Raw genomic sequence first — 11,763 nt, forward strand, 5'->3', positions numbered from 1 at the left:
AGGTCTTGCAGTGGACGCAGTTCTGCGCGTTGATCTGCAGCTTGGGACCATCGCCCGCGTCGAGGAACTCGTAGACCCCCGCCGGGCAGTAACGCGCCTCAGGCCCCGCATAGACCGGCAGGTTCACCGCAGTCGGGATGCTCGGGTCCTTCAGCTTGAGGTGGACCGGCTGATCCTCCTCATGGTTGGTGAAGGAGTACGACACGCTGGTCAGGCGATCGAAGCTGATGACGCCGTCGGGCTTGGGATAGGCGATCGGCTTGTACAGGTCCGCGCGCTGGGTTTCCGACGCATCGGTGTGATGCTTCATCGGCTTGGCGAGGCCGAAGCCGAACAGCGTGCGCAGCCACATGTCGGCGCCCGCGAGGATCGTGCCCAGCTCGCCGCCCCACTTCGCCACCATCGGCTCGGCGTTCTGGACGAGCTTGAGTTCCTTGGCGATCCAGCTTTCGCGAACGGCGGTATCGTAGTCCTGCAGGGTGTCCTGCTCACGGCCCGCCTTGATGGCGGCGGCGATGGACTCGGCCGCCAGCATGCCGCTCTTCATCGCGGTGTGGGTGCCCTTGATGCGCGGCACGTTGACGAAGCCCGCCGAGCAGCCCGCCAGCACGCCACCGGGGAACGCGAGGCTAGGCACCGACTGCCAGCCGCCCTCGTTGATCGCGCGCGCACCGTAAGCGACGCGCTTGCCGCCTTCCAGGATCGCGCGGATTTCCGGGTGCTGCTTCCAGCGCTGGAATTCCTCGAACGGGTAGATGTACGGGTTCTTGTAGTCGAGCGCGGTCACGAAGCCGAGCGCCACCTGGTTGTTGGCCTGGTGGTAGAGGAAGCCGCCGCCCCAGGCGTCGTTCTCGCTCATCGGCCAGCCCTGGGTGTGGATCACGCGGCCGGGGACGTGCTTGTCCGCCGGGATGTCCCACAGTTCCTTGATGCCGATGCCGTAGATTTGCGGCTCGCAATTGGCTTCGAGGTCGTACTTGGTTTTGAGGCGCTTGGTCAGGTGGCCGCGTGCGCCTTCGCAGAACACGGTGTACTTGCCCAGCAGGTTCATGCCCGGCTGGTAGTCCCCCTTGGGATTACCCTCGCGGTCGACGCCCATGTCGCCAGTCTGCACGCCGATCACGGCGCCGGCATCGTCATAGAGTATCTCGGCGGCGGGGAAGCCCGGGAAGATCTCGATCTCCAGCGCTTCGGCCTGCTCGGCCAGCCAGCGGCACAAGTTGCCCAGCGAGCCGGTGTAGTTGCCCTTGTTCGACATGAAGGGCGGCTGGATGATGTGCGGAAGGGAGAACTTGCCCTTCTTCGTCAGGTGCCAGTGCCAGTTGTCCGTCACCGGCGTTTCGGCCAGCGGGCAGCCGTCCTCGCGCCAGGTCGGCAGCAGTTCGTCAAGCGCCTTGGGGTCGATCGTCGCGCCCGAAAGGATGTGCGCGCCGATCTCCGAGCCCTTCTCCAGCACGCAGACCTGCAGTTCCGGGTCCACCTGCTTGAGGCGGATCGCGGTCGCCAGACCGGCAGGTCCACCGCCGACGACGACAACGTCGTAAGGCATCTCTTCGCGTTCGATCATGGTAGCCCCGTGCATTCTTTTCGTGTTTAGTCGAGCGATTAAATTCACGAATGCCTTGATTGCTCCCGCGCATAAGGTCAAGACCCGCGCGATGGATCAACCGCCAAATCCGCAATTTCTGGACGATATCACAGGTGCGCTCGACTGGTGGCGGGACGCCGGGGTGGACTGCGACTTTCTCGACGAGCCGGTCGAATGGCTCGCCCCACCCGAACTGCAAGGCGCCCCGCCGCCCCGCCGCCGCCCGGATCCGAAGCCCGATCCGGATGCCCCGCCGCCGCCCGCCAAGCTCGATCCCGCCAGCCTGCCCGCCGACCTCGCGGCCTTCGCGCCGTGGTGGCTGAGCGAACCGCTGCTGTGCGAAGGCGGCCCCGCCGCGCGCGTCGCGCCGCAGGGCAAGGCCGGTGCCGAACTGATGATCGTTGTCGAGGAACCCGAGGCCGAGGACAGCGAAACGCTGCTCTCCGGCCAACATGGCAAGCTGCTGGACGCCATCCTTACCGCGTTCGGCACGAGCCGCGACGACGTTTACCTTGCCAGCGCCCTGCCCCGCCACACACCGGGCGCAGACTGGGCGGCAATGAGCAAGCGCGGAATCGGGCAGGTTCTGCGGCATCACGTCGCTCTGGTGGCTCCAAAGAGGCTGTTTGTCCTTGGTGGAAACGTCCTGCCGCTAATCGGCCACGAATCGCCGCATCGTCCTGCCATGTTAAGGACTTTCGATCATGAAGGGGGATCGATACCCCTGCTCGCCTCCTGGGCGCTGCCTGCTTTGCTCGCGCAGCCGCGTGCAAAGCCGGTGCTCTGGAGGGCCTGGCTGGATTGGACCGCGTCCTGAGAGATGCGGCCATCGGTCAGCCGGAGCAGGCGAATCGCACAGGATCGCGGGGAATACCTTTGAAACGATTTATCAGGGCCGGACTGTTTGCGGGCGCGTGTATCGCCGCCTGCGCATCGGCAGCACCGGCCTTCGCCAACAGCGCTGCTGTGGACTACTTCCGCACCCGCGCCGACCGTACCGCCGTCCCTTCGCTGCTCAGCCAGGACGATCGGACCTATTACAAGTCGATGTTCGACGCGATCGACGCGAAGGACTGGGCCACCGTCCAGAAGATGCTGGCCGACCGCCCCGATGGCCCGCTCCACCAGCAGGCCCGCGCCGAATACTACCTCGCCTCCGGATCGCCCAAGATCCAGCTGAACGACCTTCAGACGTGGCTTTCGCAGGGCACCGAACTGCCCGGCGCCGACCAGATCAGCCGCCTCGCGCTCAAGCGCGGCGCTGTCGGCCTCCCCTCGCTCCCAGCCGAACAGAGCTTCGCGCGCCTGCCGACCATCGCCAAGCGGGTTCGCCCCTCCTCGATCGACGACGGCACGATGCCCGCCGGGATCGCGAACGGCATCAACGACCGCATCAAGAACGACGATCCGATGGGCGCGCGCCTGCTGCTCGACGGGATCGACGCCAACCTCTCGCCCTCCTCGCAGGCCGAGTGGCGCCAGAAGGTGGCGTGGAGCTTCTACATCGAGAACCAGGATGCCAATGCCTACCAGATGGCGCAGATCGCCGCGCTGGGGCAAGGCCCGTGGGTGGGCGAGGCATGGTGGACTGCCGGGCTCGCCGCATGGCGTCTGGGCGACTGCGACGGCGCTGCCGACGCCTTCGCCAAGGCCGCACGCTCGTCCGACAATGCCGAGCTGACCGCCGCCTCGCATTACTGGAACAGTCGCTCGCTGGTGCGCTGCCGCAAGCCCGAGCAGGCGAGCGCCGCGCTGCGCCTTGCCGCCGCGCGCGACGAGACGCTATACGGGATGCTGGCCGCCGAACAGCTCGGCCTCAAGCTGCCCGAGCAGCACGCCGCCGCTGACTTCACGCAGGCCGACTGGCAGGCCCTGCGCGCCAGCCCCAATGTCCGCACCGCCGTCGAACTGGCGGAGATCGGCAAGGACGGCCTTGCCGACGAAGTGCTGCGCCATCAGGCCCGCATCGGCGATGCCTCGCAGTACGCGCCGCTGACCCGCCTCGCGCGCGATCTCGGGCTGCCCGGCACGCAGCTGTGGATGGCCTACAACGCGCCGTACGGCGGCAAGCCGGAACCGGCCACGCGCTTCCCCACGCCCAAGTGGACCCCGGTGGGCGGCTGGAAGGTCGATCCCGCGCTGGTCTACGCGCACACCCTGCAGGAATCGGTGTTCCGCGCGGGAGCCGTCAGCCCCGCAGGCGCGCGCGGCCTGATGCAGATCATGCCCGCCGCCGCGCAGGATCACGCCGGATCTCTGGGCTACAACGGCAATGCTTCCGATCTCAACAAACCCGAGGTCAACCTCGCCTTCGGCCAGCGCCACCTCGAAACGCTGAAAAACGATCCAGGGACGCAGGGCCTGCTGCCCAAGGTCATGGCCGCCTACAACGCCGGGCCGGTGCCGGTGCGCCGCTGGGCGACCGAAGTGAACTGCCAGGGCGACCCGCTGCTGTGGATAGAATCGCTGCCCTATTGGGAAACGCGCGGCTACGTGAACATTGTGATGCGCAATTACTGGATGTACGAGCGGCAGGCAGGCGGCGCTTCGGAGAGCCGCATGGAACTGGTGCAGGGCATGTGGCCGACCTTCCCCGGCCTCGCTGGATCGGAAGGCGTGCGGATGAACCCCAATGGAGCGATCGTGCGTGGCCATCGACCCTGAGCGCATTTTCAAGCCGATCAATATCGCCCTGCTGACCGTCTCCGATACCCGCACTGCCGAAAACGACACCTCGGGCGATATCCTCGCCCAGCGTATCGTCGATGCCGGGCACACGCTCGTACGCCGCACGATCGAGCGGGACGACGCGAGCCAGATCGCCGCACTCTTCAACGCATGGATCGATGACGCCGAGGTCGACGCGATCGTCTCGACCGGCGGCACCGGCCTCACCGGACGTGACGTCACGCCCGAGGCGCTCTGCATGCTGGGCGGGCGCGAAATTCCGGGCTTCGGCGAGCTGTTCCGCTGGCTCAGCTACAAGACCATCGGCACCTCCACCGTGCAAAGCCGCGCGATGGCCGTCGTCGCGCGCGGCACATATCTGTTTGCCCTGCCCGGCTCGAACGGCGCGGTGAAGGACGGCTGGGATGGCATCCTCGCCGAGCAACTCGACAGCCGCAACCGCCCCTGCAACTTCGTCGAACTGATGCCGCGCCTGCTGGAAAGCTAGAGGGCGCTCGGCCAGAGCCGAACTGCATCAGTTGAACAAGGGGAGTCTCGCAGCTTCCTTCTCGCTCAGCGCAATACCGAAGAGTTCGCGCATGGCCACCGCGTAGTCGGCGGCGTCGATGATCTCACGCGTCTCCGTCGTCCCGCCGCGATGGACGCGCAAAGTCCGCTCGCTCAGCGCCGCGAAACCGTCAGGCAGTACCACGCTCGCGACGTGCAGCGTGGTGAATCGCGTGCCGGGCCGGGTGGAAGTCCAGTGGTTGGCCATCTCCAGGTCGTCCGAAACCACTTCGGCAAGGTCGAAGACATACTGCGGCTGCCATTCGCCGTGCGGTGCCGGGCGGCCGTCGGTCGCCTCGACCGGCCCGGCGCGTTCGAGCAGCCATTCGCCGCCCTCTGCCCCTATCGTCCCGATCCGCCGCAAGCGGTGCGCCGCGCCGTCGCTCGTCTGCGCCTCGGCGCCGTCCTCCAGCGGGAGAGGCGGCACGAAGCTGCCTCCAAACCCCGCATCGGCGATCCACGCCCGCCCCGGCTCGGCCCGGACGAGCAGTAGCACATGCGTACGCGGCGGCGGAGGCGCATCTTCGGCCAGCCCCATGCGCACGCGCGCAAGAAGCGGCCGGTTCACCATGCCCAGAGCCATCAGCGCATCGCCATAGAGCCGGTTCTGCTCGAAACAGTAGCCACCGCGCCGCTGCACCACGAGCTTGTCGAACACACTGCCGGAATCGATGCGAATGCCGTTCCCTAGCGGAATATCGAGGTTCTCGAAGCCGATCGCCTGCCGATGCGCGCGCTGCATCGCGCCGAGTCCTTCCGGATCCGCCGAAGGTAGGTGGGCAAGGCCGATGCGGGCGAGGTAGCGATCGATGTCCATGGCGCCGCCCTACCCGCTCTCGCCGGACGTGGGCAAGCCTGTGGATAAAGGCGGGATACCATGCTCAGAACCGGATGATGAAGCGGGACAAGTTCTCTTCACCTCGACGTAACCACCCGTCGCTATTCCGCTTTCAGACCATGGAGGAGGTGACGTGAACGAGACCGGCGCAACATTGCCCGCCCGATGGCTCCCCCTCGGGCTGATCGCGCTGAGCGGACTGCTGATCGCCCATCACGTGATGGAGTTCGTCGCGGTGCTGCGCGAAGGTGCCGGCAAGGCGGCCCTGACGCTCGATTTCCGGACTTACATGTGCGGCGCGGCCAACCTCTCGACACCTTATGATATCTGCCATAACGGCGAGTTCGTCAGCGGCTTCGTCTATCCGCCGCCCTCGCTGGTCTACTTCAACCTGCTCTCACGCCTGCCGATCGACACGGCGTTCCTCATCCACACCGCGCTGTGCCTCGCGGTACTGGCTATGGCCGCGTGGATGGCGGTGCGGCTGGCCGGCGGCCCGCGCCTTGCCGCCGGGGCCGCGCTCCTCTGCGCGATGGCGATCGCCCCGATCGGGACTTCGCTGGCGGCGGGGCAAGTCAACATCCTGCTGATGGGGGCGGCAGTCGCGGGCATGTACTGCGCCGCGCGCGGACGTGCCTCAGGCGCAGGTATAGCCATCGCCCTGGGGTTCTGGCTCAAGATCTACCCCGGCCTCGTCCCTGCGCTGTTCCTGACGCCGCGCAAGTGGCGCGCCGCCCTCGCCACCGTGATCGCCAGCGCGGCAATCGCCTTGCTGGGGCTGCTCTGGGCCGTGCCGGGGCTCTACGCGCAGTATTTCCTGGAACTCCTGCCTCATGCGCAGGGCTACACGATGCCCGGTGTTGCGCAGTCGCTGGCCGGCATCGCCACGCATATCGAGGCGGGCGGAGGACAGCCGGTGCTGCATTTCGTACCGATCCCTCAGACCATTCAGCTTGGCTCCAAGGCGCTGCTGGCCTTCGGCATCCTTGCGGCCATGGCGCATCAAGCGATCACGCGCGAAAGCCGTCCGCTGGACAGCCTGAACCTGCTGCTCTGCGCCTCGCTGGTCGCTGCGCCCAATGCCTGGGGCTATCACTATGCGCTGATCTTCCCGGTGATCCTCGCCGCCGTCGCGCAGACGCTGGGCAACCCTCACCCGCTGCGCACACCGATGGTGCTCGCCTGCTGGATGGCGCTGGTGATCCCGGCTTGGACCGACCCGCCGCACCTGCTGGCACAATACCCGATCCTCAACGTTCCCTTCCGTGGCCGCTACGCCCTTGTCGCGGTCGTGCTGGCGGCGCTGATCGCATGGGACGCGCGCAAAGGCGAGATTGCCGCCGCCCCGCGCAGGCGCTAGCCTTCGCCCCATCAGCGAGGAGCCTCCCGACGGATGCAGGAATTGCACGCACTTGCCGAAGCGATCGGACTGCAGCGTATCTGGTGGGACGTCGACGGCAGGGAGCAGGTCGTAACCGACGCCTCGCTGCGCACGATAGCCCTGGCGCTCGGCTTCCCGGCGGCAACGCCCGAGCAGATCGCCGCCAGCCTCGCCCGGGTCGAAGCCGAGATGACAGCACCTCCGGCGATGATCGTCACCGACGTCGGCAAGGAAACGTCGTTGCCGACAAGCCTCGCCGGTGCTCAACTCACCCTGCCGGACGGCTCGACGCGGCCTCTGGACACCGCGCGCTGGACGCTTCCCGCGATCGACACGCCGGGCTACTACCCGCTGACCGTGAACGGCCATGCCCTGACGCTGGCGGTCGCGCCGACGTCGTGCCCGACGGTCGCATCGCTGGGCAAGGGACGCATATGGGGTCCAGCCATCCAGATCCCGGCCCTGCGCGGCAAGCAGCCCCGTGCTTTCGGCACCTTTGGGGAACTGGCCGAAGCCGCCGAAGTCTTCGCCGCACGCGGGGCCGACGCCATCGCGATCAACCCGGTCCATGCACTGTTCGCAGGCTACGGGCACGATTTCAGCCCCTATTCGCCCTCGAGCCGCCTCTATCTGAACGGTGCCATGGGTGATCCCGCGCTGCTGGGGCTACCGCCGCTGCCCGACGATGCCGGTGGCGGCGGCCCGCTGATCAACTGGGAAGCGGCCCTGCCCGCCCGCCTCGCCCGGATGCGTGCAGCTTTTGCCGGTCTCGACGCGCCGACCCGCGAGCGGATCGCTCACGACAACGCGCCCCATGGCGAGGGCCTGCGGCGACAGGCGCTCTACGATGCGCTCGACGTGCATTTCCGCAGCAAGGGCGCGAAAGGCTGGAAGGACTGGCCGCCCGCATTCCACGATCCCGACGGCGAGGCCGTGGCCGTTTTCGCCCGAGACAACGCGGCCGAAGTGGAATTCCACCTCTTCACCCAGTGGCTTGCGCGCGAGAGCCTTGGCGAAGTCCAGCGCCGCGCCCAGGCTGCGGGCATGGCGGTGGGATTGCTGGCGGACCTTGCTGTCGGCGTCCATACCGGCGGCGCGGATGCCTGGTCCATGGGCGACACCTTGCTGCAGGGCCTGACGATCGGCGCGCCGCCCGATCCGCTGGGGCCGCTGGGGCAGAACTGGATGCTCACCGGCTTCTCGCCGCGCGGGCTGGCGCGCAGCGGCTATGCGCCGTGGATCGCGACGATCCGCGCCGCGCTTTCCACGGCTGGCGCGCTGCGCATCGACCACGCGTTCGGTCTCGCCCGGCTATGGGTCGTGCCGGAAGGTCAGCCGTCCAGCGCGGGGGCCTACCTGCATTACCCCTTCGCCGACCTCATCCGCCTCGTCGCGCTGGAGGCGCATCTGGCGGGCGCGCTCATCGTCGCGGAGGATCTGGGTACGATGCCGCATGGCTTCGGCTCGGCAATCACCGAGCGCGGGATGCTGGGCATGCGCGTCCTGTGGTTCGAACGCGCGGCCGACGACGGCTTCATCGGCGCGGCGGACTACGATGCGCAGGCCGCCGCGATGACCGGCACGCATGATACGCCCACGGTCGCAGGTTGGTGGGGCGGGCGCGATCTGCAATGGGCGCAGCGCCTCGGCCGCCTGCCCGAAGACACCACCATGGATGAAGCCGAAGCCCGTCGCGCGTGGGATCGCGGGTTGCTCTGGGCGTCGCTGACCCGCGACGCCGCGCCGCGCCCTGCGCCGGACGATCCCGCGCCGGTGGTCGAAGCCGCCTTGCGCCATATCGGCAGCACCCCTTGCGGCCTTGCGATCACGCCGCTGGAGGACCTTCTGGCGGAGCCCGAACAGCCGAACCTGCCCGGCACCATCACCGAGCACCCCAACTGGCGACGCCGCCTGAATGCGCCGCTGTCGGAACTGCTGCAGGACCCGGCGACAATCGCGCGGGTTCAGGCGGTGGACGATGCCCGCAAGGGGGTAGCCTAACCCCTGAACGTTCCTGGCATCAGGTAACTGCGGTCCAGTTCCTCCAGCCGGGTCACGCCGACCATCGCCATCGCCACGTCGATCTCATTGGCAAGCAGGTCGATCGCATGGCGCGCGCCGTGCTCTCCCCCCGCCGCGCAGCCGTAGAGCGTCGCGCGGCCCACCAGCACCGCCTTCGCGCCGATCGCCAGCGCCTTGATCACGTCCGCCCCTCGTCGAACCCCGCTGTCGAACAGGACGGCGGTGCGATCTCCCACGGCATCGACGATCTCCGCCAGCACGTCGATGGCAGGAGGCGAACTGTCGAAGTTGCGCCCACCATGGTTCGACACCGCGATGCCATCGACGCCGTGATCGAGCGCGATGCGGGCATCCTCGGCGCTGAGCACGCCCTTCACGACCAGCTTGCCCGGCCAGCGGCGGCGCAATTCGGCAACGTCGCGCCAGCAAACCGAAGCGGAATTCGCCACACGGCTTACAGTGCCGGTCAGCTTGCCGCCGACCTCGCGCGGATAATTGGCGAACTGCGGCAACCCGCCTTCGAGATAGTAACGGCAGATCACCGAGGCGAACCACGAAGGCCGCTTCAGGAAATCCGATACCAGCGTCGCATTCGGGCGGATTGGATTGGACATGCCCGCGCGCCTGTTGAATTCGCGCAGCGGCCACATCGGCGTGTCGACCGTCAGCACCAGAACTTCCGCGCCGTTCTCTCGCGCGGTATCGACCACCTGCCAAGACAGGTCGCGCCGCTCCCAGAGGTACATCTGCATCCAGTGCCCGGCGGTGGCGCACTTCGCTATCTCGGCAAAGCTGGTCGTCGAGCTTGTGGTCTGGGTAAAGGGTATGCCCACCGAGGCCGCCGCGCGCGCGATCGCCCGCTCGCCCCGGTGCCAGAGCAGATCGGATACACCCGTCGGCGCGATCACCAGAGGCAGCGGCTGACGGCGGCCGAAAAGCTCGATCCCGGCGGAGCGTTCAGCCACGTCGCGCAATGTCCGTGGCAGAAACTGCACCGCCTGCAACGCGGCAACGTTGCGCTGGATCAGCAGGTCGTCCTCGGTCCCGCGCTCGATGAACTCCCAGATTGCGCGCGGCAGGCGGCGCTTCGCCAGTGCCCGAACTTGCGCGATATTGTGGGCCTTCTTCGCAATCCCGCCCATTACAGTCCCAGGTTTTCGCGGAATGTCGTGCCTTCGTATTCGGTCCGGTAGACGCCGTTCTTCTGGAGGATCGGCACGACCTGATCGACGAAATCGGTGACCGAACTGGCCATCACCGTCGGCGTCACGTTGTAGCCGTAGCAGCCGGTTTCGCGCCAGATGCGCTCCATTTCGGCGGCAACCTGCTCGGGCGTGCCGACGATCTGCGGCTTGCCTACCGCGAGACCCCAGCGGATCGCGACTTCGCGCAAGGTCAGGGGCTTATCGCCCTCGATGTTGGCGAAGGCCTTCATCAGTCCCTGCGATGCCTGCGTCTCGATCTCGGCGAGCGGCTGGTCGAGGTCCATCCCGGCGAAATCCACGCCCATCGTGCCGGAGAGCCGCGCGAGGCAGCCGTCGATCGGCAGCTTTTCGACAAGGTCCGCCAGCTTGCGCTTCGCTTCCTCCTCGGTGCCGCCGACGATAGGCTGAAGGCCGAAGCTGACGCCGGGCGTCACCTTGTCCGCCGCCTGCGCGGCCTCGGCCAGATTGGTCATGAAGCGCTTCATTCCCGCGACATTGGGCTGGATCGAGAAGACGACGTCGGCGTGGCTGACCGCGAACTGCTGCCCGCGCCCGGAACTGCCCGCCTGGAACAGCACCGGGTGCCCCTGCGGCGAAGGCGGCACCGGCGCGACAGTCTGGCAGGAGAAGAACTCGCCCGCGTGGTCGATGAATTCCACCTTCGCGGGGTCGGCGAACAGCCCCGCCTCCCGGTCGGCAAGGATCGCGCCCGGCTTCACCGAGTTCCACAGCTTGTAGCAGACCTCCATGTATTCGTCGGCGCGGTCGTAGCGGCGATCGTGGTCCAGTTGCTGCAGGCCAAGCGCCCGATGCTCGCCGCGCAAGTGGCCGGTGACGATGTTCCAGCCGATCCGCCCGCCGGAGAGGTAATCGAGGGTGCCCAGTTGCCGCACGATGGTCCATGGCTGATAGGCGCTGGTCGACATCGTCGTCGCCAGCCCCAGGTGCGTGGTCACCGCCGCGAGGGCCGAGAGCAGCACCACCGGGTCGAGCGAAGGCCAGCATACGCCGTACTTCACCGCATCCTCGTGGCTGTCGCGGTAGCGGTCGAAGACGCCTGGCGTGTCGGCGAAGAACATGCCGTCGAAGCGACCGCGCTCCAGCGTCCGCGCAAGGTCCTGCCACGCCGCGAGGTCGTGCAGCGCGTCAAGCCGGTTGTCGCCCGGCTGCGCCCAGCTCAGCACGGTGTGATTGATGGGCGAATTGATCAGGAAGCTGACCAGATGGATATGCTTGCTCATGCGGGGTGCCTCTCCTCCCCCGGTGATGAAGGGGGTAGAGAGCGTCCGCAAGAACAATGTATACACTAGTGGACGTCGACCTTCAGGAAATCGGCGATATTCAGCCAATTCGTGAGATCATCATATCCAATTCATCGCCTGAGCGTATCGTCGCCCCGGACTTGATCCGGGACCGCTGGCCATGAACAGCCTACTTTGAAGCGCGCCTCCAAGGTATGCCTAAAGACAGCCACCGGTCCCGGATCAAGTCCGGG

Annotated in this window: 9 protein-coding genes; 5 read left to right on the forward strand and 4 right to left on the reverse strand. The window is 67.2% G+C overall.

Going from position 1 to position 11,763, the window contains the following annotated elements:
• Positions 1-1,567 (reverse strand): electron transfer flavoprotein-ubiquinone oxidoreductase (locus tag ACYPYD_RS05530; protein ID WP_459662378.1); only part of this gene is annotated, 1,567 nt, incomplete at its 3' end.
• Between ACYPYD_RS05530 and ACYPYD_RS05535 the strand changes: the two genes are divergently transcribed.
• Genes ACYPYD_RS05535 through moaB form a run of 3 tightly spaced genes read left to right on the forward strand, consistent with a single transcriptional unit; the run spans position 1,566 to position 4,763 of the window.
• Entirely contained in the window at positions 1,566-2,405 is an 840-nt protein-coding gene (locus ACYPYD_RS05535; RefSeq protein ID WP_459662379.1) for a uracil-DNA glycosylase family protein, read from the forward strand. The two genes, ACYPYD_RS05530 and ACYPYD_RS05535, sit on opposite strands and share 2 nt — an antisense overlap.
• A 59-nt stretch (positions 2,406-2,464) precedes the next feature.
• Positions 2,465-4,252, forward strand: a complete 1,788-nt coding sequence (locus ACYPYD_RS05540; protein WP_236727275.1) for a lytic transglycosylase domain-containing protein — start codon at positions 2,465-2,467, stop codon at positions 4,250-4,252.
• Entirely contained in the window at positions 4,236-4,763 is a 528-nt protein-coding gene (moaB, locus tag ACYPYD_RS05545) for a molybdenum cofactor biosynthesis protein B (RefSeq protein WP_459662380.1), read from the forward strand. Before ACYPYD_RS05540 ends, moaB begins: the two co-directional genes overlap by 17 nt.
• Before the next feature lie 27 nt (positions 4,764-4,790).
• Here the strand turns inward: moaB and ACYPYD_RS05550 are convergent, their stop codons facing one another.
• Positions 4,791-5,639, reverse strand: coding sequence for an arylamine N-acetyltransferase family protein (locus ACYPYD_RS05550; protein ID WP_459662381.1), 849 nt, complete (start codon positions 5,637-5,639; stop codon positions 4,791-4,793).
• A gap of 154 nt (positions 5,640-5,793) precedes the next feature.
• Here ACYPYD_RS05550 and ACYPYD_RS05555 point away from each other — a divergent pair, with 154 nt between their 5' ends.
• Together ACYPYD_RS05555 and malQ are read left to right on the forward strand one after the other, a co-directional pair.
• The gene (locus tag ACYPYD_RS05555; protein WP_459662382.1) at positions 5,794-7,020 is read left to right on the forward strand and encodes a glycosyltransferase family 87 protein; all 1,227 of its coding nucleotides are present in this window, start codon (positions 5,794-5,796) and stop codon (positions 7,018-7,020) included.
• A 33-nt stretch (positions 7,021-7,053) separates the two neighbouring features.
• Positions 7,054-9,042 (forward strand): 4-alpha-glucanotransferase, encoded by a 1,989-nt coding sequence (gene malQ, locus ACYPYD_RS05560; RefSeq protein WP_459662383.1) that lies wholly within the window; start codon positions 7,054-7,056, stop codon positions 9,040-9,042.
• Here the strand turns inward: malQ and ACYPYD_RS05565 are convergent.
• Complete coding sequence (locus tag ACYPYD_RS05565; RefSeq protein WP_459662384.1) at positions 9,039-10,205, reverse strand: alpha-hydroxy acid oxidase; 1,167 nt, start codon at positions 10,203-10,205, stop codon at positions 9,039-9,041. The genes malQ and ACYPYD_RS05565 overlap by 4 nt on opposite strands.
• Positions 10,205-11,509: an NtaA/DmoA family FMN-dependent monooxygenase gene (locus ACYPYD_RS05570; protein ID WP_459662385.1), complete on the reverse strand. Its 1,305-nt coding sequence runs from the start codon at positions 11,507-11,509 to the stop codon at positions 10,205-10,207. Before ACYPYD_RS05570 ends, ACYPYD_RS05565 begins: the two co-directional genes overlap by 1 nt.
• Positions 11,510-11,763 lie beyond the last annotated feature (254 nt).

The sequence above is a fragment of the Novosphingobium sp. 11B genome, from assembly GCF_054589055.1.

Excerpts from the sequence above, each read along its gene's own strand:
- ACYPYD_RS05535 (WP_459662379.1), top strand. The coding sequence starts at position 1,566 with ATGGTAGCCCCGTGCATTCTTTTCGTGTTTAGTCGAGCGATTAAATTC.
- ACYPYD_RS05570 (WP_459662385.1), bottom strand. The coding sequence starts at position 11,509 with ATGAGCAAGCATATCCATCTGGTCAGCTTCCTGATCAATTCGCCCATC.
- malQ (WP_459662383.1), top strand. The coding sequence starts at position 7,054 with ATGCAGGAATTGCACGCACTTGCCGAAGCGATCGGACTGCAGCGTATC.
- ACYPYD_RS05550 (WP_459662381.1), bottom strand. The coding sequence starts at position 5,639 with ATGGACATCGATCGCTACCTCGCCCGCATCGGCCTTGCCCACCTACCT.
- ACYPYD_RS05565 (WP_459662384.1), bottom strand. The coding sequence starts at position 10,205 with ATGGGCGGGATTGCGAAGAAGGCCCACAATATCGCGCAAGTTCGGGCA.